This is a genomic window from Aureimonas sp. AU4, assembly GCF_001463765.1.
Lineage (GTDB): Bacteria > Pseudomonadota > Alphaproteobacteria > Rhizobiales > Rhizobiaceae > Aureimonas.
In genome coordinates this window covers 57,414-79,498 of sequence record NZ_BBWK01000025.1, presented here as the reverse complement: position 1 = coordinate 79,498, position 22,085 = coordinate 57,414, and the positions used below count along the sequence as shown (strand labels likewise).

The window sequence follows — 22,085 nt, the reverse complement described above, 5'->3', positions numbered from 1 at the left end:
CCTAGCGCGGCGGCCGTCGCCGCGGCGGCGATGATCGGCCAGCGCCAGGACAAGGACGGCTTGCTCAAGCGCGTCCCGGCCGGCTCGCCGACGGCGACCGGGCCGGAGCGCGTTGTCGTCTCTATGCTCGCGGTGCCGCCGCCTCCCGCACTGTCCTCATTCAGACGGTGGAACATAGCGTCCTCAGCCCTTGCGCGCACGACGGTCTCGTCGTGTGACGGCCGATCCTCGACGGCGTTGATGAGGCGATCGAAGACCAGGTCGCGCTGGATGGCGTTGAGATCCTCGGTGACCTGGCTTCGCTGCTCTTCCATTCTCACCGCGCCGCTGCGTAGGTCGCCTTGACCGTTCCAGTCAGGGTTCTGAGGTTGTTGTTTAGGCAACGCCACGTCGTTGCATCGTCGGTACCCCAAAGACCCGCCAAACGGGCCAGCGCTTCCTTTAGGGCGGGCGTCGGATATTGGCTCCCAACCGTCGAAGCGAAGGGAGCGTCCGTTTCGGTGAGGACGCGGTCGCGGGGCAGCCGCGCGACGAGAGCCGCAGCCCTGCGCGACCGGAGCATTGGCAGGCCGACCGAGAACCAAGCCCCCATTTCAACCGCGCGTTCCGCATGTGCCGGCGGCCCCGAGAACCAATGCAGGACGGGAACGCCCGAACCCGGGTGCCGTCCGAGCGCGTCGAGAACCTCGGCGCTCGCATGCCGGCTGTGAATGGACATGATCCGCCCGCCTACGTCCGAGCACGCCCGCAGGATGCGGTCGAGGACATCCTTCTGAACAGCTAGATGTTCGGCGAACTCGTCCCCGCCGTCGAGCCCGATCTCGCCAACGTAGTCGGTCTCCCCAAGCAGTCGGACGAACATGCCGACCTCTCCGTGGCGCTCATGCGCCAGTTGCGGGTGAAGGCCTAACGCGGTGCGGATCCGCTTCCGCCTATGCGCGAGCATGGCGGTCTTAGGGAACGCCTTAGGCGTCGTCGTAACCGACAGCGCGTAGATGCCGGATCGCTCGATTTCGTCGATCGCCTCCGACGGGGATGGGAAGAGGTCGAGGTGGCAATGGAAGTCGATCAATTTAGGCTAGTTCCCGTTCGATGTACGCTCCCACTTCGGCAAGGCCGCGTCGATGAACGCCAAACCATCCCTGCCTCTCGAGGGGGTCCCACGGCAAGGGGCCGCTGGCGAGCGCGCGCTGGTCGTAGCCGCGGCCGTCTCTTGCGAATGCAACACGAACGGCCATGACATCGTCGCCGATGTCTGGACGCTCAAACGCCTCGCGCACGGAGTAGCGATAATCGGTAGTGTCGGGGATGCCAGCCCAATCGAACGCAGCGCGGCGAATGAGGCACGGGACGCAGTGCCCGCACTGCTGGCTCCTGCGTTTCCACTTGCCGCAGGACACTGTGCCGAGCGCTGTATCAATCAAGTCCCTACCTGGGGCGAGAGCTGCCAGCATCTCGCCCTTCGTCATGTGACGATAGGGATTGGTGATCTGGATCCCGATGCCCACCACATCCAGGACGGACTGGATCCTATCGAGGAAGTTCGGATGCGTCGTGCGGGTGGAATGCGAGCCTACCCTGCGACGCGTCAGTGGTGCGTTTAGGGCGATGAACCCGTTCTCCGGGACGACGAGATCCACTCGGTCGAGCCGCGGCCTCACGAAGCCAAGCGCGGTCGCTGCGACGACTCCGTAGGCAAGGAAACCGAGGCTGCGGGTGCGCATGCTTGTGTCGTTGACGTTCGGGCCGGAGAATACGGGGTTTGCGTTGGCGGCAAAGCGCGGCAAGGACATGCCCAAACGCGGAGCAAGGCGTCTTTGGTAGCTTTGGTCGCCGCGGTAGGAATGGCTGACCAGGAGCGGGCGGCGTCCCTGTCGGATGAGCTCGACGGCACCGATGAGGCTGTCGAGGCCACCAGAGAACAAAGATACGCAGTCCGCCCGTCCGATACCGATATGGCTTCGATGCCGCCTTAGGATGGCCCCGGCGCCCGGAGGCGCGCGCCCGCCGTCGAGAAGCGACAGGCGCCACGTGTCCCCGCTCAAGAACCCCAACGCACGCTCGAGGTCTCCGATGACGGCCGTCCAGGGTTCGGGCCGGTGGAGCGGCAACTCGAGAGCAAGTTCACGCGACCAGCCGTTCGTCCCGTGCCGCGAGCGGTCGACGAATGTGTCCGCAGCCACTACTGCCAGCGCGATCGACAGGAAATCGAAGGCCGTTGGGTCGATCTGTACGCCGAGCCGAGCCACCGCGACTTCGAGACTTCCGCCGACGGAGGCGGTACCAACGTGTTTTGGGCGGCGCCCGTAAAGGTGGATGTGGATGGTGTCGGAGCCGCCCGGAACTGGGACGTTCTCCTCGTCGACGTGAAACGCCAACCTATTCATCGTAGGCCTCCCATTCCCGCCAAACCTCGTCGACCGTCGCCCGCATGAGGCGAGAAACCCCCGCGCCGTCGAGCGCCGCGCCAAGAGGCATCCTCGCGCCGAGTTCCCGGTCCACCACCACCCGGATCAGTTCGAGCAGTTGGGCCTCCGCCTCCGGAGTGCGCGACGCGTCTGGCGAGTTTGCCCAGGATCCGCCGACCTCCTCGACGATGTCCTGGAAGATGCATTGTGAGAGGTATTCCGCGACGATGCGGTGGACCGTCTCTCCATCAAGGCGATCTGGGTCGAACTCACCCTCGCCGAGGACCTCGAGCATCGCCTCGTCGATCGAGATCCGGATCCGATCGGCGTCGGCGCCGTCTGGCGCCAGCGCCTGGGCGATCCTCTGGCATACGACGTCAAGTGGCTGGCCTGTGAGTTCCTCCCGGTTCAGCCCTCCAGGAGCCGCGTCCACGCCGCGACCGCCGAGCGAGGCTAGTGCATCGTAGAGGTTGCCACCGGCTGCGTAGACTGAACCGTATCGTCGCGGGCCTACCGCTCGTCCTCCGGTGGAGGTTCGCGCGTAGTGCCCGAGCGCGCGTCGTAGATCGACACCGTCCCCTTCCCGGAGGAACTTGCCGAATGCGGTCCGGAACGCCCTGAACCGCTTCGGTGGCGCCTCCGGCAGGCGCTCTCCCGGCTCATCGTCTGTGCCGGGAGGAACGAGTGGCTGATGCTTACCGGAGCCGCGTGAGGAGGACGATGTGCCCATCAGCGCCGCCCACTTGCCGGCGGCGTTGTATCTTTCATCAAAGCTACCATCCACGGGGGCGGCTTCGGTATGCTGCCGACGAACCGGGCTAGCTTGTCGTGCGCGGCCCTGCTCGACTTCGCGAGGAGCACAGCGCCTCGGAAGTCGCTGCGGGCCCTCGACCAGTCGAGGTTTCGGCCCATCGCGGCGACCAGTTCGTCCATGACGTCCCCAGTCTCCTCGGGTGCCAGCCCTGCGATCGCGTCCCGCGACGCGGGCGAGCCCATCGTGGCGGTCTTCAACAGGGCGTCGACGGCCTTCGCTGCCGAAGGGGTAAGCCGGGCTGCGACCGACCGCAGTGGTAGCGTCTCGCGCGACAGGTAGACCAACGGACGCAGATCCATCCCGGCAAACTTCGGATCCAGCCGCAGCCAGTTGGCCGCGAACTCGGACTGAGCTCGCCATGCCTCCGGTAGTTGATCCACTGGGATCTCGCCTTCGACAGCTTCCAACTCAGCGAAGACAACGGGCTTCCCTTCCGAGGCCGAGTTGATCATGGCGCCAAGGCCGAGGATGGCTTCCTCGCCCATGCATCGCTCGAACAGCGCCAGCTTGGCGATGTAGGACTCGCCCAAAGGCATCTCGCGGCGCCGGGCAACGGACGATCGCATGCGGATCACGTTCAGCATTCGCTTTACGATGCGCGGGTTGCCGTTGATCCGGACAGAATGGGCGAGGAGAGGGGCGATCCGATCCATCGTCTCCAGGCTTCGCATCAACGGGCTGTCGTCAGGCAGCGCGAGCATTCGCGCTATCTCGGCCATCGTGAAGTGCGGTTCTTGCGACCAACTCTTGCGCAGCTTCGAAATCAGGAACGATCGGAGGGCTTCCCGATCGGCTTCGGCGATGCTGACCTCCTTCGTCACCGCCAGCATGGCAAGGTACGCTCGGACCTCCTGCAAGCCGAGCTTGGGCACGCGGACCGGGATCTGGATCAACTTGTCGAGGTAGTCTGTCACGTGCCTATCGCCAGGGTTGGAGAAGTGCTTCTCCACCGACAGACGGATCATGTCCTCGTCCGCCGCGACCACGAAGGCCGTGCGGGGCAGGAAGAGGAAAAGGCGCATCGCTTCTAGCGTCGCGATCGCATTGCCTGGAAGGCAACGGTCGAGGTTGTCGACGAACACGACCAGCCTGCGATCCATGCCGCCGAGCAGTTCCCCTAGCTCCTTGCGGAACGCCGCAATCTCTTCCGGTGCGTTGCGCTTCTCGCGCTCTTGCAGAAGGCCGTCGCCCCGTTCGGTCGCATCCTTAACGCCAGCTTTCAGGGCGTCGACATCTTCCTGGTCGCCAGTTCCCGACAGGAGGTCTCCCGCCGAGCCAAGGGCTTTGGAGACCAGCCCAAAGGTTGGGATGCCTACCGCCATCGCACCAATGTCGACCGCGAGGCCTAGCGCCTTGATCTTGTTAACGCGGCGGTAGATGGCCGACGCCTTCTCTTTGAGGGTCTCGGGAGTCGCGTCGTAGAGGTTCTTTGCAATCACGGTCATCAGCGCGGACTTCGCCTCGTCGAAATCCTGGTAGAGCCAAGCGTCGAACGGGATGACGAGATTTCGCGGATCGGCTTCCAGTTGCCGGGAGACCAAACGGAGAATGCTCGACTTACCGACGCCCCAAGTTCCGTAGATCCCGAGCGACATCGGCAGCATGTCATCGTCGGCGACGAGTTCGCAGACCGTCTCGGACACTTCCGAATAGTTCAGGAAGTCCACGCCGCTTTCGATGTCCGCCCACATGATCCCCTCCGTTTCTATCAAGGGTTGATGCCGGCCGATGATTGGTCAAGCGAGCCGCGTGTTCGTCCACGGGCATATTTCGGAATGCGGTCAGTCTCCGCTCCGCCGGAAACATACTCGAGGCTCTGCTACTCAAACATTGCGCGTGCTCGGGAACAGGGTCTTGAAGCGGGACTTGCGCCACGAGATCATCGACCGAGACCGCGGTGGGCGTAGCCGGCCGACACGCTGGCACCGACCGCGTCCTGGATCGATCGCTGGCCGCGGATGAGCGCGCCGATCGCGCGACGCGCGTCGCCGCCGCTCAACCGGATCGCCTCGTCGATCGCGGCGTTCAGGTCATCGGCGAGCGGAAGGTCGATGATCTCTTCGGCGAGTTGCGACATGTCCGTTCCCCGCCGGTTGGTGCCGGCGACGAAGATGCGGCCGGACCGGGCAGTCGGGGATAGATTTCAGTGCAGCGCCGGCCGGACACACTCGTAGGCAAGGGCAAGGTCGTGATCCGCGCCGCCCTTTATCCACGCCACCACGCGACCGTAGTAGAGGCGATCGCAGCCCTCGCAGGTATCTTGCTCGTGCGGAAGCAGATGATCTCCGCACTCCTTGCAGAGAGACATGCTGTCGAGCTCGGGCGCGTCGAGGAAGAGGTCATCGGACATCGCGACAGGCATAGGAGCGCAGCCTTTCGTAAGGCGGACCGGCGACCTAGAGGTCGGCCGGGAAGAACTCGCGCTCCGGCTCCGTTGCCGATAGTGCTTGCCGGCGGCGCGACAGGGTCTCGCGATACTCCTGCGCTTCGACGTCCCGGAAGAAGGGCGCGCCAGGAGCGAGACGCGCGACGGCCTTCTCGACGTCGTCGATCTCCGCGCGGAAGAACTCCTTCCGATAGTTCTGCGCGTTGATGCGTGTCGCATCGAACTCGGTATGGAGTGCTCGCTCGAGCGTTGGTGCGTCGTCGCTGTAGATGATGGCGTGCGTGTCGAAGACGAAGGGGACGCTTGCGTCGCCGAGCTCGCGAACGCGGTCGAGCGGATCGAGGCGCCGCGTCAGCCCGATCTTGACGACGCCCTCGCCGAACGACCCGATGTTGGAGATGATGTAGACATACCCGGACCGCGTCCGCTCGGCCATCGCCTGCGCGCGCTCGGCCCGAGCGTGAGCTTCTGCAAGGTCCTTCTCCAGGACCCGAATCTGGTCCTCGAAGGCGCCGAGCTTTGGTCCAACGACCTTCTCCGCTTCGGCCTTCGCCTTCGCCAGGAGGCGCGCGTAGCGGTCCTCTTCTTCCTGCGCCTGCTCAAGGTCGCGGATGAGTCGTTGCTCCTCCTTCGCCAAACGCGCCGCCTCGGCGCGCTCCTCGCGCTCGGTCTTGAGCTTCTCGCGATACTCGTGCGTCAGGTGGAGTTCATCGAGCTTGAGCTTGAGGTAGTGCTGCGCAATGACGATCGAGCTCGAAGCGTTGAGCTTGTCGATCTGTTCCGAAGCGCGCTGGATGCGCTTCTCCATCGCGTTGACGTTGTTCCAGCGCGTATTGGAGATCGCCGCGTCGCATTCGTTGTTGAAGGCCCGTAGGGTCAGCTTGATCCCTCGGTTCGTCATCGTCTGGCCCTTCGACGCACTGCCATCGACCGTCCAGGTCGTGGTGCAGAAGACGGCGGTCTTCGCCGAAACCATGTCCTTCTGCCGCTCGCGAACGGTCGTGATCGCGTCCTTGTAGGCCTCACTGTCGCTGAACTCGAAGTGAGGCGCGTAGACGCCCATCTCGGCGAAGGCGAGCCGCTCGTCGAAGATGGCGACCTCCGCGGCAAGCCGATCATAGAGGGCTTTTTTCTCTCGATAATCGCGACGGACCGCCTCGATCTCGTCGCGCTGCCGGTCGAGTTGCGCGTCGTGGTCGGCCTGCGCTGCGACCGAACGCGCAAGGTGCTGCTCATCCAATGCGCCGAGCTCAGCGCGCCGATCGGCGATGTCAGCGTCGACCCGTGCCCTCTCTGCGTCGGCGTCCACGACGTCGGCGAAGCGAGATCGCACGGCCTCCGTCTCGCCCCGGGCCTCGGCCAACATAGCCTGTGTCGAGGCGAGCGACGCGCCCAGCGCTCGCTTCGCCCTCGACGCCGAGAGCCAGTACGCGAGGGCGACGAGGCAAACGATGGTTGCAAATGCCGCCCCGCTGGCGGTCGCAATCAGTAGCGGATCCGTCATAGCTCCTCCCGTGTGGGTTGAAGCTCAAACAGGCGAGGCGACCATGTCAACCAGGATCAGGAAGTTGGATGCCGCCTGATTGGCTCGCGCGATCTACGGTCCAGCGTCAGGAGAACAGCCATTTCACCGCCGTCGTCACGAAGGCACCTGTGACGCTTCCGAGCAAGAACACACTGATCGAGCCGATCCGGGCTTTCACGGCGCCCCACCGTGTAAGGGGCCATGTCGCTCGGGGGTATACGGCCTTGCCAGCTGCATAGCCGAGCAACGCCTCACGTGTTGTCACGTCGATGTGCTTCGCGACCGCATCAACGGCTTTTGCCCCGGCGGCGTTTATCTGATCGGTCTCCCCGAAGGCAGTCGCGGCGACACTCCTATCGTTCGCGTAGAGGAGGACACCCTTCGAAAAGAAGCCGATTGCGTGCGCTGCTAGCGGGACTAGGTCCTCAGGCCGCCGCTCGCCAACGCGGCAAATGTCGAGCACGTAGTTCCAGCTTTCGTCGACAGCGGATTTGGTGACGTCAGTTAGGTCGGAGAACTCGAATAGGATCGACCTGGAGTTTCCGACAGGTCGTCCAGCGCGTGCTTCTGACGTCTCACGCATGATGCGCGCCCAGGATTGGGCGATCCTATATTCCACGTCGGAAACGATCTGCTTCTTTTCCAGATCGATGGCAGCGGGACCGGCTTTAGCAACTTGGATGATTTCGTTTTGAGCCTCGGCCATATCGCATCCCACGTCGCAGGGGCCATACAGAGCCGTCAGATGCTGTTCGCGATCCAAGTAGCAGCCGACTGAGCTACAGAGCCTATTGGCATTGGTGCGCTGTCCCGATCCTTACGATACCCCATAGGACGCATTACCTCGCCGATGATGCCGCCAGCCGAGACGGTACCTTGGTCGTGTGGACCATAAAGCGGTCCCAAGCTCGCAACGATCATTGGTTCGACGCCTGCTAGAGCCGGAAGACCAGCGGTCGTAGCAGCGATCATCGCCTTGCGCCCTTCGGGAGAGCGAATAATACGCTCGAGTTCGCGGTAAACAGGATCGTCCTTCGCCATGCCTGACAGGACGGTAGGAAGCAGATTTAATATCTCGATGCGTTCCATGAGACGCCGTGCCTCCGCGCCCTGCGGCCCGGCCAATCCGGCTTTGGCTCGACAGTTTAGATAGAGGCGACGGATGTCCATAGCGCTCCTTCGCCTCAACGCTTCGTCGTCCAAGATGCAATTCCTCTCTGTCAGGCCTAGAGCGTTCGCTGTCCGCTAGTCAGGCTTGGTCCTTCGTACCCTCGCGAGCCGCGCCTCGACGTCGAACAGGGTCACGGGTTCGATGGACCCGTTCTTGAGCTTCATACGGTAGCGTTGGGGGTTCTTCCCACGGATGCGAACCAGCTTGCCTCCTTGCGCCTCCAGCTCTGCCCGAAGCCGCGCCTCGTTCTCGGGTGTGTCTGCATCCCTACGAGCCTTGATAAGCCGTTGCGCCTCGAGGGCTATTGCTTCCCGATCCATTTGCACCTCCTGCGGTCAGGAATAACGGTCTCAGCGTCTTGTGGTGAGCATCGTGTGAGCGGCAATTCAAGCGCTTGCTCAAGCGGCGACCGCAAAGGCGTTTCAAAGCGGTAATGCGAGCCTTCCTTGGGCAGGTCGGCGGGGGCGAGGTTCACGGTGACGCGCTTGGGCGGCATGGACAGGCCCGAGGCGTGGAGCGCGGCCTGGACCCGCTCGCGGCTTTCCGCCACCGCCTTGTCGGCAAGGCCCACGATCTGCATGCCCATCTTGCCGGGCGCGACCATGACCTGGACGTCCACGGGAATCGCCTCGACGCCCTGGAAGGCGACCGTCCTGACGCGCGATACCACCCGATTCGCCCCCACAACCCCTGCCCGAAAAAGGGTATAGCGGCACAAGCGGCGACACAAGAACGGGCCGGGAACGAACCGGCGCCCGCGCACCCCTTTTCGGCCCGGGTCCGGCCTGCCACAAGGGCGGGATGATCGAGACGCCCCGCCTTCTGATCCGTCCGCTCGAGCCCCGGGACTTCGACGCGCTGCTCGCGCTGTCGCAGGACCCGCAGGTGACGCGCTATCTCGACCGCAGCTCGGACGGCGAGGAGGGCACCTGGCGCCGGCTACTCGCGCAGATCGGCCATTTCCAGGTCTTTGGAACCGCCATGATGGCGGCCGAGGAGCGCGGGTCGGGGCGATTTGCCGGCCAGATGGGCTTCCTCCACATGCGGCGTGGGCACGGACCCGACTTCGACCGCGACCCCGAGGCCGGATGGACCTTGGCGGGCTGGGCGCAAGGGAAGGGATTGGCCCGCGAGGGCATGGAGGCGCTTCTCGCCGGCCTCGGCGCGCGGCGCACGGTGGCGATGATCGACCCGGCGAACGCGCCCTCGCTGAGGCTCGCCGGACGTCTCGGCTACCGCCCCATGCGCGAGGCGCCCTACCACGAGCGCCCGGTCGTCCTCTTGGAGCGGCCGGGCGCGGCGGCGGGCTGATCCGTCTATTCGAGGTCGCCCTCGCGGTCCCAGTCCGGCCGGCCGGGGCCCCGGTCGCGGACCCAGGGCGGGGGCGGGCCGTCCTCGAAGCGGCGGCGGTCCTCGAACCGCTCGCGGTCGCGCCGACCCTCGAAGCGGTCGCGCTCGCGCTCGAACCGGTCGCGCCCGTCATAGCCGCGATCGTCGTAGCCGCGCTCGCCGCGCACCACGTAGGGCGGGGGCGGGCCGATCCGGTCGCGGGCGCGCGGCGGGGGGCCGCGATCGAAGATCGGCGGGCCGGCGATGCCGTCCCAGCGGCGGCGGTCGCGATAGAAGTCGCGGTCCCGGTAGTGGTCGTCCCAGTAGCGGCCGAAGGAGTAGGTCACGACCGGCGCGCCGATGTAGCCTACCACCTCGGGCCCGGTGTAGCGGCGCCCGCCGCGCACGAAGGCGAGATAGTCCGACGACATCCAGCCGCGTTGGCCGTAGAAGTCGACGTCGCACCAGGAACGGTTGGCGAGGCACCCGAAGACGTGGACGTCCTCGCCGCCCTGCACGACGTTGACCGCCGGGTAGCGTGTCGAGGGCCCTGCGCGCAGGTTCACGTTGGTGGTGGCGATCGCGGTCGCGGCCTGTGCGATCTCGGGGGCGAGAACGAGGGCGGCGAGCGCGAGGAGGGAGCGGAGGCGAAGGGGCACGGCGAGGCGTCCGGTTGGCAAGGATCGAGGCAAGCCTAGCGCGCCATCCCTCAACGAAGGCGGAACGCGGCGTTCATCCGGCGTTCAGGAGGGGTTGGGGCAGCCGCGACGCCGCCCCGGCCCGCGTGCTCCTCAGAGCTTACCCTCGACCGCGTCCCAGAACAGCGCCGCGACATCGGCGCCGCCGAAGCGCTTCACCTCGCGGATGCCCGTGGGCGAGGTGACGTTGATCTCGGTCAGGTAGTCGCCGATCACGTCGATGCCGACCAGCACCTGCCCGCGCTCCTTCAGCGCCGGGCCGATCCGCTCGCAGATCTCGCGCTCGCGCCGCGTCAGCTCGGTCGCCTCGGCGCGCCCGCCCACATGCATGTTGGAGCGCGCGTCGCTCTCGGAGGGCACGCGGTTCACCGCGCCCACCGGCTCGCCGTCGATCAGGAGGATCCGCTTGTCGCCCTTGCGGACGTCCTTGAGGTAGCGCTGCGCGATGAAGGGCTCGCGGAACAGGAGGCCGAAGGTCTCCATCAGCGAGGACAGGTTGCGGTCCTCCTTGGTGAGGTGGAAGACGCCGGCGCCCCCGTTGCCGTAGAGGGGCTTGAGGACGATCTCGCCGAACTCCTGCCGGAAGGCCTGGATCTCGGCCGGGTCCTTGGTGATCAGGGTTTCCGGCATCAGGTCCTGGAACTCGGTGACGAAGATCTTCTCCGGCATGTTGCGCACCCAGGCCGGGTCGTTGACCACCAGCGTCTTGGGATGGATGCGCTCCAGCATGTGCGTGGAGGTGATGTAGTTCATGTCGAAGGGCGGGTCCTGGCGCAGGAGCACCACGTCCATCTCCGACAGATCCACCCGCTCGGGCGTGCCCAGCGTGAAGTGCTGGCCCTCCTCGTCGCGCAGGTTCATGGACTCGACGCGCGCCGTCAGGACGCCGCCGCTCAGGGCCAGCCGGTCGGGCGTGTAGTGGAACAGCGCGTGCCCGCGCCGCTCCGCCTCCAGCGACAGGGCGAAGGTCGAGTCGCCCTTGATGGTGATGCCCGACACATGGTCCATCTGGACCGCGACCTTCAAGCCCATGGCGTCATTCCTTCGGCAAAGCGATTGCTCCCCGGCGAGGTAGCGGGGCTGTCGCCTTCTGTCCATGCGCAGACGCGACCTGTGTTCTTCGCGCCGCAGTCGGCGCGCACCCTGCAGCGCATCACGCGAACGTCAGCCGTCCGGCCTGTTGCGGGGCCGTCCCGCCTCTAGCCACAAGCTTTGCGGGAACGCAGAACCGGCGCGCAACTCCCAAACGGACATTCCCTTGAAATCGACCTTTCTCGCCGTGGCGGCGCTCGCCGCGCTTCTTTCCGGCTGCGCCCAGCCCATCGTGAAGACCGCCGGGCCGCTCAAGATCCGCAGCGTCACCGTCGCGGCCGCGCCCACCGTGAAGAGCGACACGGACATCGTGTCCCTGGTGCGTCAGACCCTGCCGCCGCAGATCGTCAATACGCGCGAGGGCCGCCCTGCCGATCTCCAGCTGACGCTCACCGAGGTCCACTACAAGAACCCGATCGCCTCGCTTCTGGTGGGCGACGCCAACCGCGTGCTGGCGCAGGGCATCCTGCGCGGGGAGAACGGCGCCGAGATCGCGCGCTTCGACACCGGCACGCTGGACCAGACGGTGCTGAACGGCATTAGCGGCGCGGTGATCGCGGCCGCGCAGGACCGCGCCCGTGTCGATCGGGCCCTGGCGCGGGGCCTTGCCAAGAACGTCGAGACGCGGATCTACGGCGACAACCACCGCGAGGTCATGACGCCCGAACTCGCCGCCAAGACCGCGCCCGCTCCGGCCGCCCCCGCGGCGCCGGCGCCCAAGCGGCCCGCCGCCCCGGCCCGGGGCGCCGCCGGCGTCTGACGTTTCCCGGCGCGGGCGGCTTCTAGCGTCCGCGCCAGGCGTCCGGCACGTGCACCGGCCAGCGGCGCGGCAGCACGGCCACGATGTCGAAGCGCAACGAGATGCGCGCATGGTCGGGCCGGTGCGTCAGCCAAAGGTCGGCGGCGGCCGCGATCCGGCGCTGCGAGCGGGCATCCACCGCCTCCATGGCGGCTTCCAGCGTCGGCCGCGCCTTGACCTCGACGATCGCCACGAGGTCGCCGCGCCGCGCGATCAGGTCGATCTCGCCGAGCTTGGTGCGATGGCGCACGGCCAGGATGCGGTAGCCCTTGAGCCGCAGCGCCCAGGCGGCGCGCACTTCCGCCCAATGGCCGCGCCGCTCCGCCGCGCGCCGCTCCGCCATGCCGGTCTTGCCATTGCCGCTGGTCTTCGGACTCGTCGTCCGCATCGCCCCGTCGCCTCCCCGCCACGATCGCAGAAGCCAGCATGGACCGGAAGCGCGCGCGCTTCAACCAAGCGCGGCCGCGCCTCAGCGCCGGTCGTCGCGCATTTCCAGCGCCCGGGCGTAAAGGTCGCGGCGGGGGCGTCCCGTCAGCCGCGACGCCTCGGCCGCCGCCTGGGCCGGCTTCATCTCGGCGAGCAACCCGCGCAGGATCGCGTCGGCCTCGTCGGCGTCCGCCGGTCCCGCCACGTCCGGCGGCGCGACGCAGACCACGATCTCGCCCCGCACGCGCTCCTCGGCGCCGAACCGCTCGGCCAGCTCGCGCAGCGTGCCGCGCGTGATGGTCTCGTGCAGCTTGGTCAGCTCGCGGCACACCGCCGCGCGCCGACCCTCGCCCAGAACGGCCGCCATGTCCGCCAGACTCTCCGCGATGCGGTGCGGCGCCTCGAAGAAGAGAAGCGTGCCGGGAACCCGCGCCACCTCCTCGAGGCGGGCGCGCCGCCCGCTCTCCTTCACCGGCAGGAAGCCGGCGAAGAAGAAGCTGTCGGACGGAAGTCCCGACGCCACCAGCGCCGCCAGCGGCGCCGAGGCGCCGGGCACGGGCACCACCGGATAGCCCCGCTCGCCCGCCTCCACCGCCAGCCGGAAGCCGGGATCCGAGACCGACGGCGTGCCGGCGTCCGTCACCACCGCGACGGAGCGCCCCGCCTCCAGATCCGCCAGAAGCCCTTCCGCCGCATCCCCTCCGCTGTGCTCGTGATAGCTCGTCATCGCGCGCCGGATGCCGTAGCGCGCAAGCAGCTTGCCCGTCACCCGCGTGTCCTCGCAGGCCAGCCGGTCCGCCGCCGCGATCACGTCCAGCGCGCGCAGGCTCACATCCGACAGGTTTCCGATCGGCGTCGCCACCAGATACAGACCCGCCTCCGGCCGCCGCGCCCGCATCACCGTGCCGCGCAGCGTGAAGGTGCCCGGCTCGCCGGGCGCCGGATCCGCCGTGTCGGGGGGCTCGATGGTCATGGTGCCGAGACGGGGGCTCTGCCCCCGCACCCCTGCCAGGGGAAATGATTTCCCCTGGACCCCTCCTCACTTGAAGAGTGTTCCCACTGGAGACGGGCCACCGGCCCGTCTCCAGTGGGAAAAGACTGCCCAAATGAGAAGAAGGGTCCGGGAATTCCTTCCCGGACGGGTCCGCAAGGACGGGCGAGACCCGTGGCTCGCCCCGGAGGGGCGGTAGCCCCGCCATGCAGCAAGACCGCCGATCCCCTCACGCGAGGTCCGCGACCAGCGCGTCGAGCACCATCATGCCGGCGGGCGTGGCGCGGATGCGGTCAGGACCGAGGCGCTGGAGGAGGCCGTGGCCGGCGAGGTCGCGCTCGGTGGTGCGGTCGATGTCGCGGCCAGAGAGGGCGCGCCAGCGCTTGAGATCGATGCCCTCGGCCAGGCGCAGGCCCATGAGCATGAGTTCGTCGGCCTGCTCGGCGGGGTCGAGGGGCGTGTCCTCGACATGGCCCTCGTCCCAGTCCTCGACCATCTTGAGCCAGGTCTCGGGATGCTTCTCGTTGGCGACCGCGTGGCGGCCGCCGTCGGGGCCCGGCAGGCGGGCGTGGGCGCCGGGGCCGATGCCGGCGTAGAGGCCGTAGCGCCAGTAGGTGAGGTTGTGGCGCGATTCGGCGCCCGGCACGGCGTGGTTCGAGATCTCGTAGGCGGGCATGCCGTGGAAGGCGGTGAGCTGCTGGGTCGCCTCGTAGAGGTCGGCGGAGAGCTCTCCGTCGGGCACGACCAGCTTGCCGGCCTTGTGCAGGGCGTGGAAGGCGGTGCCTTCCTCGATGGTCAGCTGGTAGAGCGAGAGGTGGTCGGCGGCGAGCCCGATGGCCTGCGCGAGCTCGGCCTCCCACGCCATGACGCTCTGGCCGGGGCGGGCGTAGATGAGGTCGAAGGACAGGCGCGGGAAGATTTCGCGCGCGAGCTCGATGGCACCGAGCGCTTGGGACACGTCGTGGAGGCGGCCGAGGCGGCGCAGGTCCGCGTCGTTGAGGGCCTGGACGCCGAGCGAGACGCGGTTGACGCCAGCCGCGCGGTAGCCGCGGAAGCGCTCGGCCTCGACCGACGAGGGGTTGGCCTCGAGGGTGATCTCCGCGCCACTGGCCACGGTCCATTGCGCGGCGACCGCCTCGAGAATGGCCGAGACGGTGGCGGGCTCCATGAGCGAGGGCGTGCCGCCGCCCAGGAAGATCGAGGTGACGGTGAGGCCGCGCGTGCGCGACCCTTGGCTGGCGATCTCGCGCCGGAAGGCGTCCACGAAGCGCGCCTGGTCGACCGGCTCGCGGCGCACGTGGCTGTTGAAGTCGCAGTAGGGGCACTTGGCCGCGCAGAAGGGCCAGTGGAGATAGACGCCGAAGCCCGGATCGCCGGCGGGCGGCGCGAAGGGCTGGAGCGGGGCCGGGGCGCGGGCGATCATGTTCAAGGGGGTGTTCCTATTCGACCCCGAGCGCGCGGGCCGCGAACAGGCGGAAGGCGCGGGCGCGGTGCGAGAGGGCGGTCGGCTGGCCGGGGCGCCAGCCATGCTTCTCGTCGGAGGGCATCTCGCCGAAGGTACGGGTCTCGCCTTCGGGAAGGAAGAGCGGATCGTAGCCGAAGCCAAGCTCCCCGCGCGGCGGCCAGACCACGGTGCCCTCGATCTCGCCCCGGAAGAACTCGGTCGCGCCATCGGGCGCGGCGAGGCACAGCACCGCCACGAAGCGCGCCGTGCGGCGCTCCGGCGCCGTGGCGCCGGCGGCCTGGAGCTTCTCCTCGACCTGGCGCATGGCCATCGTGAAGTCCTTGGCGGGACCGGCCCAGCGGGCCGAGTAGATGCCGGGGTCGCCGTTCAGGCCGTCCACCGCGAGGCCGGAATCGTCGGACAGCGCGAGAAGGCCGGTGGCGCGGGCGGCGGCCAACGCCTTGATCGCGGCGTTCTCCTCGAAGGTCGAGCCGGTCTCCTCGGGCTCGGGCAGATCCTTCTCGGCGGCCGAGACCACCGTGAAGCCGACCGGCGCGAGGAGCTCGCGGAATTCCCGGATCTTGCCCTCGTTATGGCTCGCGACGAGGAGCGGGCCATTGGCGGGGTCGAGGCGGAGCGTTGAGCCTTGTGTCATGGCGAATCCGAACGGGCGCTGTGCGAAGGGTTAGCGGGCGGAGCCGACCTGCGGCTGACCTTCGAGAACGGCGCGCTGCCGCTCCACGAGCTGGCCGATGCCGTGGCGCGCGAGGCGCATCAGCTCGCCGAGCTCGGCCTCCGAGAAGGGCTCGCCCTCGGCCGTGCCCTGGATCTCGACGATGCCGCCGCGCCCGGTCATCACGAAGTTGGCGTCGGTTCCGGCGGCCGAGTCCTCGAGATAGTCGAGGTCAAGGACGGGGGTGCCCTCGTGGATGCCGCACGAGATCGCCGCCACGTGGTCGCGGATCACCTTGTCGCGCGTGACCATGCCGCGCGTCTCCATCCAGGAGAGGCAGTCGGCGAGCGCCACGAAGGCGCCGGTGATCGAGGCCGTGCGCGTGCCGCCGTCCGCCTGGATGACATCGCAGTCCACCGTGATCTGGCGCTCGCCCAGCGCCTGGAGGTCGACCACGGCGCGCAGCGAGCGGCCCACGAGGCGCTGGATCTCCTGCGTGCGGCCGCTCTGCTTGCCGCTGGCCGCCTCGCGGCGCATGCGCTCGCCCGTGGCGCGCGGCAGCATGCCGTATTCCGCCGTCACCCAGCCCTTGCCGGAATTCTTGAGCCATCCGGGCACGCGCTCCTCCAGGCTCGCCGTGCAGAGCACGTGCGTGTCGCCGAAGCGCACGAGGCACGAGCCCTCCGCGTGGCGCGACACGCCGCGCTCCAGGGAAACCGCTCGCAACTCGTCGTTCTGGCGCCGGGATGGCCGCATGGGGAAGGTCCGCTTGGCTGATAGGGATGGGCGGCTTTTAGCGGCCCGCCTCCCGCTCCGCAAAGCAATTCGGCGCCTCGCGCGGTCCGGGCCGCTTTGCGGGGCAGGGGAGCGATCGTATATGAGGCGCATGAAGCCGCTCAACGCCGCGTCCCCGCTCGACCTGATCCACGGCCGCGCCGCCTCGGCGGGCGCCGGGCTCGACGAGCGCTCGCGCGACATCTTCCGCCTGATCGTCGACACCTACCTGGACAGCGGCGAGCCGGTGGGCTCGCGCAACCTGTCGAAGCTCCTCGCCTCGCAGCTCTCGCCGGCCTCGATCCGCAACGTCATGTCGGACCTCGAGGCGCTGGGGCTGATCTACGCGCCCCACGTCAGCGCCGGGCGCCTGCCGACCGAGCTCGGCCTGCGCTTCTTCGTGGACGCCTTTCTGGAAGTGGGCGACGTTCCGGAGCGCGAGCGCGCCGAGATCGAGGAGAAGATCCGCGACATGGGCGAGCGCCGCCCGGTGAACGCGCTCCTGACCGAGGCCTCGCAGCTCCTGTCGGGCCTGTCGCGGGGGGCGGGCATCGTGATCGCGGCGAAAAGCGACCCGCGCCTCAAGCACATCGAGTTCGTGCGGCTCGACGCGCGCCGCGCGCTGGTGGTTCTGGTGGACGAGAGCGGCGAGGTGGAGAACCGCGTCCTCGAACTGCCCGCCGGCATCGCCGCCTCGCAGCTCGTCGAGGCCGCCAACTTCCTGAACGCCCACGTCGTCGGCCGCACGCTCGCCGAGGCGCGAAGCCGCGTCGACGCGCTGCGCGAGGAGACGGCGCGCGCCCTCGACGCGCTGTCGCGCCAGCTCGTCGACCAGGGGCTCGCCGTCTGGTCGGGCGAGGGGAGCGACGAGCCCTCGCGCCTCATCGTGCGCGGCCGGGCGAACCTTCTGGAGAACGTGTCGGAGGCGGCCGACCTCGACCGCCTGCGCCACCTCTTCGACGATCTGGAATCCAAGTCCTCGATCGTGGAGCTGATCGACCTCGCCGAGGCCGGCAACGGGGTGCGCATCTTCATCGGCTCGGAGAACAAGCTCTTCTCCCTGTCCGGCTCGTCCCTGGTGATCGCCCCTTATTCCGACGCAGACCAGCGCGTGGTGGGCGCGGTCGGCGTGATCGGGCCGACGCGCCTCAACTACCGGCGCATCGTGCCGGTGGTGGACTACACGGCCCGCCTCGTGTCGCGGCTCCTGGCGGGCACCGCGCGCCGGCCCTGACGTGCGTGCATCGCCACGATCCAGCCTTGATTTCGGGTGGGTCGCATTCGATATGCGGCCCAATACGCGTTTTTGGAGCGGCGGAAGCCGGCCCTTGTGGCTGGGCGGCTTTCGTCTTTGCGTCCGTCAGTGAAGGAGCCTTTCCACCCATGACCAGCGACACGCAGCGCAACGAGACCTCCCAGCAGCCCTCCGGCGCCTCGGAAGGGGCGGCCTTCTTCAAGGGCTCGGGCGTGGCGGGCGCGGCCGGCGGCGCGCCGGGCCAGGCGCCGCAGGCGCCCGAGAGCGACACGGTGCCGACCGGGGGCGAGGCCGCCGCCGAGGCGCCGAGCCAGGCCGGCGCCCTGTCGCAGCGCCTCCTGGAGATGGAGGGCGAGAATGCCGAGCTGCGCGACCGCATGATGCGGCTCGCCGCCGACATGGAGAACCTGCGCCGCCGCACCGAGCGCGAGATCAAGGACGCGCGCCAGTTCGCGGTCGCCAACTTCGCGCGCGACATGCTGGCCGTGTCCGACAACCTCGCCCGCGCGATCCAGGCCCTGCCCGAGGGCGCGCGTGAATCGGGCGACGCCGGCTTCTCGGCGCTGGTCGAGGGCGTCGAGATGACGGGCCGGGCCATGCTGTCGACGCTGGAGCGCCACGGCGTGAGGAAGCTCGAGCCGGAGGGCCAGCGCTTCGACCCGAACTTCCATCAGGCGATGTTCGAGGTGCCCAACCCCGAGATCCCCAACAATACCGTGGTGCAGGTGGTGCAGGACGGCTACGCGATCGGCGAGCGTGTCCTGCGCCCGGCCATGGTGGGCGTCTCGAAGGGCGGGCCGAAGGCCGCGCCCGCCGCGCCCTCGGGCGAGGCCGCCACGAAGCCCGGCGTGCCCGACGAGAGCACCAAGGACGCCTGAGGCGTCCCCGAGGTTTGATCAGAAAGCCGGCGGGGTCTGCCCCGCCGCGCGATAGGCCGCCCGTACGGTGTTGGCCATGAGCATGGCGACCGTCATCGGGCCGACGCCGCCGGGAACCGGCGTCACGAAGCCGGCCGCGCCTTCCGCCTCGCCGTAGCGCACGTCGCCGACCAGCCGCGTCCGGCCCTCGCCGCGCTCGGGCGCGTCGATGCGGTTGATGCCGACGTCGATCACCACCGCGCCCGGCTTGATCGCATCCGCCCCGAGCATCTCCGGCCGCCCGACGGCGGCCACCAGGATGTCGGCCGTGCGGCAGAGCGCGGCGAGGTCGCGGGTGCGCGAATGGGCGACGGTGACCGTGGCGTCGGCGGCGAGCAGCAGTTGCGCCATCGGCTTGCCGACGAGGTTGGAGCGGCCCACCACCACCGCATGGAGGCCCGACAGATCGTCGCCGATCGCCTCGCGGATGAGGCGCATCGAGCCGGCCGGCGTGCAGGGCACCATGGCCTCCGCCATCTGGCCGGACGCCAGACGCCCCGCGTTCACCAACGTCAGTCCGTCGACGTCCTTGTCGGGATGGATGCGGTTCACGACGCGGGCCGCGTCGAGCCCCCTGGGCAGGGGAAGCTGCTGCAGGATGCCGTGGATCGCGGGATCGGCGTTGAGCGCGTCGACGAGCGCGAGGAGGTCGCCTTCCGCGACGTCGGCGGGCAGGCGGTGCGTGACGGAATGGAAGCCGCAGGCCTCCGCCGTGCGCCCTTTGGAGCCGACATAGACCTGCGACGCCGGATCCTCGCCGACCAGCACCACGGCCAGGCCCGGCCGCACGCCGTGCGCCTCGCGCAAGTGGCTGCCCGCCTCGCGCGCCTCGGCGAGCACCCTGTCGGCCGAAGCCCGTCCGTCGATCCTGCGCGCCGTCATGGGAGGTCCGCTTTCCGTCTGCGTCGTGTCGCGGGTCTTATAGGTGTGCGGCGCACGCGAGGCGAGAGCCGTGGACGCGGGAAGCCGCACCCCTATCTCGTGGACATGGGGCCGCTCGGCGGCGCGAGGGTGTTTCGGCGATGCAGCTTCGGGATCGGGTGGCGGTAGTGTCGGGGGCGGCCTCGGGGATCGGGCGCGCGATCGCCGAGCGCTATGCGCGCGAGGGTGCGGCGGTGGCCGTCGCCGACCTCGACGGTGGGCGCGCGGCGGATGTCGCGGCGGCCATCGAGGCGTCGGGTGGCCGGGCGCTGGGTCTCGCCATGGACGTCACCGACGAGGCGGCGGTCAACGGCGGCATGGAGGAGATCGAGCGCACGCTCGGACCCGTCGACGTCATGGTGGCGAACGCCGGCATCCAGATCGTCCACCCGGTCGAGGACTTCCCCTACGAGGAGTTCCGCCGCGTGGTGGACATCCATCTCGGCGGCTCGTTCCTGCTCACCAAGGCCGCCGTTCGGCAGATGTATCCGCGAAAGCGCGGCGCGCTGATCTACATGGGCTCGGTGCACAGCCACGAGGCCTCGGCGCTCAAAAGCGCCTATGTCGCGGCCAAGCACGCCATTCTGGGCCTTGCCCGCGTCATGGCCAAGGAGGGCGGGCCGCACGGCGTGCGCTCCAACGTCATCTGCCCCGGCTTCGTGCGCACGCCGCTGGTCGAGAAGCAGATCCCCGAGCAGGCGCGGGACCTCGGCATCTCGCAGGAAGAGGTGGTGAGCCGCGTCATGCTGGGCCGCACCGTGGACGGCGAGTTCACGACGCTGGAGGACGTGGCGGAGGTCGCGCTGTTTCTTGCCGCCTTCCCCTCGGCCGCGCTGACCGGCCAGAGCATCACCGCCAGCCACGGCTGGTACACCGCCTGAGAGGAATCGCATGGACGTCATCGTCATCCAGCCCGTCGTCGCGCTCGTTGCGGGCGTCCTGATCCTCCTGATGCCGCGCCTTTTGAATTATATCGTCGCGATCTACCTCATCGCGGTCGGCCTGATCGGTCTGACGGCGGGGGTGAGTTGAGCGTGGCGCGTCGGCTCCTGATCCTGGGCGGCGGCGCGGGCGGTCTGGAGCTCGCCTCGCAGTTCGCCGGGCACCGCAACATCGATGTGACACTGGTGGACCGCGAGCCGACCCATGTGTGGAAGCCGCGTCTTCACGAGCTCGCCGCCGGCACGGTCTCGACCTCGCTGTCCGAGATTTCCTTCTACCGGCTCGGGCATCTGCGGCAGTTCCGCTTCGAGCAGGGCACGGTGGAGCGGCTCGACCCCGAGCGCCGCGCCGTGCGGCTGGCCGCGATGGGCGACGGCACGGCGGGAATCGAGGTGCCGCCGCGCGAGGTCGCCTATGACGGCTGCGTGGTGGCGCTGGGTGGCATGACGGCCGACTTCGGCGTCGAGGGCGTCACGGAAAACGCGATCCGCCTCGACGGCAAGGAGGATGCCGACGCCTTCCGTGAGCGCTTCGTGCTCGCCATGATCGGCGCACGCGAGAGCGGGCGGCCCGCCGATGTCGTGATCGTCGGCTCGGGCGCGACGGGAACCGAGCTTGCCGCCCACCTGCGCAATTCCGAGCGCGCCTTCTTCGACCAGAACGCGCGCGAGCGCGAGAAGAAGCTCCTCGACATCACCATCCTCGAGGCGGCGGGCGAGCTGATGCCCGGCGCCAGCGACGAGTTGCGCCGGGGCCTCGCGCAGCGGCTGCGCGAGCTCGACGTCAAGGTCGTCACCAGCGTCAAGGTTTCGGCGGTGGAACGGGACGAGGTGCGCGCGGGCGGCGAGCGCTGGCCCTCCACGCTCACCGTCTGGGCCGGCGGGCTCACGGGCTCGCCCGTTCTCGGCCGGCTCGGCCCCTTCCAGCTCGACCGGCGGGGCCGCATCGTCGTGGACGGGACGCTGGCCGCCGAGGGCGTCCCGCACGTCTGGGTGATGGGCGACGCCGCGAGCCTCACCCCGCGCGGCTCCGACAAGCCGCTGCCGCCCACCGCGCAGGTCGCGAGCCAGCAGGCCGACTATCTCGCCGAGGTCCTGCCGCTGACGCTCAAGGGCGAGCCGGTGGAGCCCTTCCGCTACCGCGACCGGGGAAAGCTCGTCTCGCTCGCGCGGGCCGGGGCCGTCGGCTCTCTGCCGGTCGGGGGCAAGCGCCCGCTCGAGATCGACGGGGTGGCGGCGGTCGCCGCCTACAACGCGCTTCAGCGCCAGCACCAGTGGCGGGTGCTGGGGCCCTTGCGCGGCACGGTCGCGATCGCGGCCGACATGGTGTCGCCCGCGAAGGGACCGGCGCTGAAGCTGCACGGAGACTGAAAGTCCTTCTCCGAAATGTGAAGCAACAACCGAATCTCAACTGTTGAGCGGCTATCGAGGGGGGCCAGAAAGCCCGAACCCATCGCCTGCCCGCATCTTCGATCGTCGCTCGGACGGCTCCGCGCCGACCGGGTCCGACCGACGCGTGCC

General features: G+C 68.6%; 25 protein-coding genes and 1 pseudogene. 7 read left to right on the top strand and 19 right to left on the bottom strand.

Annotation, left to right across the window (positions count from 1 at the left end):
• From AUL35_RS08745 to AUL35_RS08700, 11 genes and pseudogenes are all read right to left on the bottom strand, one after another.
• A partial coding sequence (locus AUL35_RS08745) for a hypothetical protein (RefSeq protein WP_156417907.1) occupies positions 1 to 314 on the bottom strand: 314 nt, incomplete at its 3' end.
• Positions 315 to 316: 2 nt separating this feature from the next.
• The gene (qatD, locus tag AUL35_RS08740) at positions 317 to 1,072 is read right to left on the bottom strand and encodes a Qat anti-phage system TatD family nuclease QatD (RefSeq protein WP_062014096.1); all 756 of its coding nucleotides are present in this window, start codon (positions 1,070 to 1,072) and stop codon (positions 317 to 319) included.
• Between the two features lies 1 nt (position 1,073).
• A complete protein-coding gene (gene qatC / locus AUL35_RS08735) occupies positions 1,074 to 2,387 on the bottom strand; it encodes a Qat anti-phage system QueC-like protein QatC (RefSeq protein ID WP_062014095.1) in 1,314 nt (437 codons plus the stop codon).
• Positions 2,380 to 3,192, bottom strand: a complete 813-nt coding sequence (locus tag AUL35_RS22060) for a hypothetical protein (RefSeq protein ID WP_156417906.1) — start codon at positions 3,190 to 3,192, stop codon at positions 2,380 to 2,382. The genes qatC and AUL35_RS22060 overlap by 8 nt, the downstream gene beginning before the upstream one ends.
• On the bottom strand, positions 3,138 to 4,913 hold the full coding sequence (locus tag AUL35_RS08725; RefSeq protein ID WP_062014090.1) for a P-loop NTPase fold protein: 1,776 nt from the start codon (positions 4,911 to 4,913) through the stop codon (positions 3,138 to 3,140). The genes AUL35_RS22060 and AUL35_RS08725 overlap by 55 nt, the downstream gene beginning before the upstream one ends.
• Positions 4,914 to 5,101: 188 nt before the next feature.
• Positions 5,102 to 5,299 carry a hypothetical protein gene (locus AUL35_RS08720; RefSeq protein ID WP_062014088.1) on the bottom strand — a complete coding sequence of 66 codons (198 nt, stop codon included), beginning with the start codon at positions 5,297 to 5,299 and terminating at the stop codon, positions 5,102 to 5,104.
• Between the two features lie 66 nt (positions 5,300 to 5,365).
• Positions 5,366 to 5,584, bottom strand: a complete 219-nt coding sequence (locus tag AUL35_RS08715; RefSeq protein WP_062014086.1) for a hypothetical protein — start codon at positions 5,582 to 5,584, stop codon at positions 5,366 to 5,368.
• A 34-nt stretch (positions 5,585 to 5,618) separates the two neighbouring features.
• On the bottom strand, positions 5,619 to 6,941 hold the full coding sequence (locus AUL35_RS08710; protein ID WP_244493713.1) for a DUF4041 domain-containing protein: 1,323 nt from the start codon (positions 6,939 to 6,941) through the stop codon (positions 5,619 to 5,621).
• Between the two features lie 277 nt (positions 6,942 to 7,218).
• Complete coding sequence (locus AUL35_RS08705; RefSeq protein ID WP_062014082.1) at positions 7,219 to 7,839, bottom strand: hypothetical protein; 621 nt, start codon at positions 7,837 to 7,839, stop codon at positions 7,219 to 7,221.
• Positions 7,840 to 7,874: 35 nt separating this feature from the next.
• Complete coding sequence (locus AUL35_RS22055; protein ID WP_156417905.1) at positions 7,875 to 8,222, bottom strand: hypothetical protein; 348 nt, start codon at positions 8,220 to 8,222, stop codon at positions 7,875 to 7,877.
• A gap of 512 nt (positions 8,223 to 8,734) precedes the next feature.
• Positions 8,735 to 8,974 (bottom strand): annotated as a pseudogene (locus AUL35_RS08700) (magnesium chelatase domain-containing protein); the annotation flags it as partial.
• Between the two features lie 131 nt (positions 8,975 to 9,105).
• Between AUL35_RS08700 and AUL35_RS08695 the strand changes: the two are divergent.
• Positions 9,106 to 9,615: a GNAT family N-acetyltransferase gene (locus tag AUL35_RS08695; protein ID WP_062014080.1), complete on the top strand. Its 510-nt coding sequence runs from the start codon at positions 9,106 to 9,108 to the stop codon at positions 9,613 to 9,615.
• 5 nt (positions 9,616 to 9,620) lie between these two features.
• Here the strand turns inward: AUL35_RS08695 and AUL35_RS08690 are convergent, their stop codons facing one another.
• The gene (locus tag AUL35_RS08690; RefSeq protein WP_062014078.1) at positions 9,621 to 10,292 is read right to left on the bottom strand and encodes an SH3 domain-containing protein; all 672 of its coding nucleotides are present in this window, start codon (positions 10,290 to 10,292) and stop codon (positions 9,621 to 9,623) included.
• Between the two features lie 132 nt (positions 10,293 to 10,424).
• The gene (gshB, locus tag AUL35_RS08685; RefSeq protein WP_062014076.1) at positions 10,425 to 11,363 is read right to left on the bottom strand and encodes a glutathione synthase; all 939 of its coding nucleotides are present in this window, start codon (positions 11,361 to 11,363) and stop codon (positions 10,425 to 10,427) included.
• Positions 11,364 to 11,589: 226 nt separating this feature from the next.
• On the opposite strand from gshB, the gene AUL35_RS08680 reads away from it, so the two are divergent.
• Entirely contained in the window at positions 11,590 to 12,183 is a 594-nt protein-coding gene (locus tag AUL35_RS08680; RefSeq protein WP_062014074.1) for a hypothetical protein, read from the top strand.
• A 22-nt stretch (positions 12,184 to 12,205) separates the two neighbouring features.
• Here the strand turns inward: AUL35_RS08680 and AUL35_RS08675 are convergent, their stop codons facing one another.
• From AUL35_RS08675 to rph, 5 genes are all read right to left on the bottom strand, one after another.
• The gene (locus AUL35_RS08675) at positions 12,206 to 12,610 is read right to left on the bottom strand and encodes a YraN family protein (RefSeq protein WP_374754481.1); all 405 of its coding nucleotides are present in this window, start codon (positions 12,608 to 12,610) and stop codon (positions 12,206 to 12,208) included.
• Positions 12,611 to 12,691: 81 nt separating this feature from the next.
• Positions 12,692 to 13,621, bottom strand: a complete 930-nt coding sequence (gene rsmI / locus AUL35_RS08670; protein ID WP_062014115.1) for a 16S rRNA (cytidine(1402)-2'-O)-methyltransferase — start codon at positions 13,619 to 13,621, stop codon at positions 12,692 to 12,694.
• Between the two features lie 247 nt (positions 13,622 to 13,868).
• Positions 13,869 to 15,062, bottom strand: a complete 1,194-nt coding sequence (hemW, locus tag AUL35_RS08665) for a radical SAM family heme chaperone HemW (protein ID WP_062014114.1) — start codon at positions 15,060 to 15,062, stop codon at positions 13,869 to 13,871.
• Between the two features lie 16 nt (positions 15,063 to 15,078).
• Positions 15,079 to 15,738, bottom strand: coding sequence for an RdgB/HAM1 family non-canonical purine NTP pyrophosphatase (gene rdgB / locus AUL35_RS08660; RefSeq protein WP_062014072.1), 660 nt, complete (start codon positions 15,736 to 15,738; stop codon positions 15,079 to 15,081).
• A gap of 30 nt (positions 15,739 to 15,768) precedes the next feature.
• A complete protein-coding gene (gene rph, locus AUL35_RS08655; RefSeq protein WP_062014070.1) occupies positions 15,769 to 16,512 on the bottom strand; it encodes a ribonuclease PH in 744 nt (247 codons plus the stop codon).
• Between the two features lie 121 nt (positions 16,513 to 16,633).
• On the opposite strand from rph, the gene hrcA reads away from it, so the two are divergent.
• Together hrcA and grpE are read left to right on the top strand one after the other, a co-directional pair.
• Positions 16,634 to 17,764, top strand: coding sequence for a heat-inducible transcriptional repressor HrcA (hrcA, locus tag AUL35_RS08650; RefSeq protein ID WP_082666206.1), 1,131 nt, complete (start codon positions 16,634 to 16,636; stop codon positions 17,762 to 17,764).
• A gap of 149 nt (positions 17,765 to 17,913) precedes the next feature.
• Positions 17,914 to 18,663: a nucleotide exchange factor GrpE gene (gene grpE / locus AUL35_RS08645; protein ID WP_062014068.1), complete on the top strand. Its 750-nt coding sequence runs from the start codon at positions 17,914 to 17,916 to the stop codon at positions 18,661 to 18,663.
• 18 nt (positions 18,664 to 18,681) lie between these two features.
• On the opposite strand, the gene folD is transcribed toward grpE, so the two are convergent.
• Positions 18,682 to 19,584, bottom strand: a complete 903-nt coding sequence (gene folD / locus AUL35_RS08640; RefSeq protein WP_062014110.1) for a bifunctional methylenetetrahydrofolate dehydrogenase/methenyltetrahydrofolate cyclohydrolase FolD — start codon at positions 19,582 to 19,584, stop codon at positions 18,682 to 18,684.
• 140 nt (positions 19,585 to 19,724) lie between these two features.
• Here folD and AUL35_RS08635 point away from each other — a divergent pair, with 140 nt between their 5' ends.
• From AUL35_RS08635 to AUL35_RS08630, 3 genes are read left to right on the top strand one after another with little or no spacing between them, the layout of a single operon-like run.
• Positions 19,725 to 20,504 (top strand): 3-hydroxybutyrate dehydrogenase, encoded by a 780-nt coding sequence (locus AUL35_RS08635; RefSeq protein WP_062014066.1) that lies wholly within the window; start codon positions 19,725 to 19,727, stop codon positions 20,502 to 20,504.
• A 10-nt stretch (positions 20,505 to 20,514) separates the two neighbouring features.
• Positions 20,515 to 20,655, top strand: coding sequence for a DUF3096 domain-containing protein (locus AUL35_RS21560; protein WP_082666205.1), 141 nt, complete (start codon positions 20,515 to 20,517; stop codon positions 20,653 to 20,655).
• A 2-nt stretch (positions 20,656 to 20,657) separates the two neighbouring features.
• Complete coding sequence (locus AUL35_RS08630) at positions 20,658 to 21,935, top strand: NAD(P)/FAD-dependent oxidoreductase (RefSeq protein ID WP_244493712.1); 1,278 nt, start codon at positions 20,658 to 20,660, stop codon at positions 21,933 to 21,935.
• Positions 21,936 to 22,085 lie beyond the last annotated feature (150 nt).

Excerpts from the sequence above, each read along its gene's own strand:
- AUL35_RS08705 (WP_062014082.1), bottom strand. The coding sequence starts at position 7,839 with ATGGCCGAGGCTCAAAACGAAATCATCCAAGTTGCTAAAGCCGGTCCC.
- hemW (WP_062014114.1), bottom strand. The coding sequence starts at position 15,062 with ATGATCGCCCGCGCCCCGGCCCCGCTCCAGCCCTTCGCGCCGCCCGCC.
- gshB (WP_062014076.1), bottom strand. The coding sequence starts at position 11,363 with ATGGGCTTGAAGGTCGCGGTCCAGATGGACCATGTGTCGGGCATCACC.
- AUL35_RS21560 (WP_082666205.1), top strand. The coding sequence starts at position 20,515 with ATGGACGTCATCGTCATCCAGCCCGTCGTCGCGCTCGTTGCGGGCGTC.
- rdgB (WP_062014072.1), bottom strand. The coding sequence starts at position 15,738 with ATGACACAAGGCTCAACGCTCCGCCTCGACCCCGCCAATGGCCCGCTC.
- rph (WP_062014070.1), bottom strand. The coding sequence starts at position 16,512 with ATGCGGCCATCCCGGCGCCAGAACGACGAGTTGCGAGCGGTTTCCCTG.
- qatC (WP_062014095.1), bottom strand. The coding sequence starts at position 2,387 with ATGAATAGGTTGGCGTTTCACGTCGACGAGGAGAACGTCCCAGTTCCG.
- AUL35_RS22055 (WP_156417905.1), bottom strand. The coding sequence starts at position 8,222 with ATGGAACGCATCGAGATATTAAATCTGCTTCCTACCGTCCTGTCAGGC.
- AUL35_RS08720 (WP_062014088.1), bottom strand. The coding sequence starts at position 5,299 with ATGTCGCAACTCGCCGAAGAGATCATCGACCTTCCGCTCGCCGATGAC.
- rsmI (WP_062014115.1), bottom strand. The coding sequence starts at position 13,621 with ATGACCATCGAGCCCCCCGACACGGCGGATCCGGCGCCCGGCGAGCCG.
- AUL35_RS08675 (WP_374754481.1), bottom strand. The coding sequence starts at position 12,610 with ATGCGGACGACGAGTCCGAAGACCAGCGGCAATGGCAAGACCGGCATG.
- hrcA (WP_082666206.1), top strand. The coding sequence starts at position 16,634 with ATGAGGCGCATGAAGCCGCTCAACGCCGCGTCCCCGCTCGACCTGATC.
- AUL35_RS08715 (WP_062014086.1), bottom strand. The coding sequence starts at position 5,584 with ATGCCTGTCGCGATGTCCGATGACCTCTTCCTCGACGCGCCCGAGCTC.
- folD (WP_062014110.1), bottom strand. The coding sequence starts at position 19,584 with ATGACGGCGCGCAGGATCGACGGACGGGCTTCGGCCGACAGGGTGCTC.
- AUL35_RS08695 (WP_062014080.1), top strand. The coding sequence starts at position 9,106 with ATGATCGAGACGCCCCGCCTTCTGATCCGTCCGCTCGAGCCCCGGGAC.
- AUL35_RS08725 (WP_062014090.1), bottom strand. The coding sequence starts at position 4,913 with ATGTGGGCGGACATCGAAAGCGGCGTGGACTTCCTGAACTATTCGGAA.
- AUL35_RS08635 (WP_062014066.1), top strand. The coding sequence starts at position 19,725 with ATGCAGCTTCGGGATCGGGTGGCGGTAGTGTCGGGGGCGGCCTCGGGG.
- grpE (WP_062014068.1), top strand. The coding sequence starts at position 17,914 with ATGACCAGCGACACGCAGCGCAACGAGACCTCCCAGCAGCCCTCCGGC.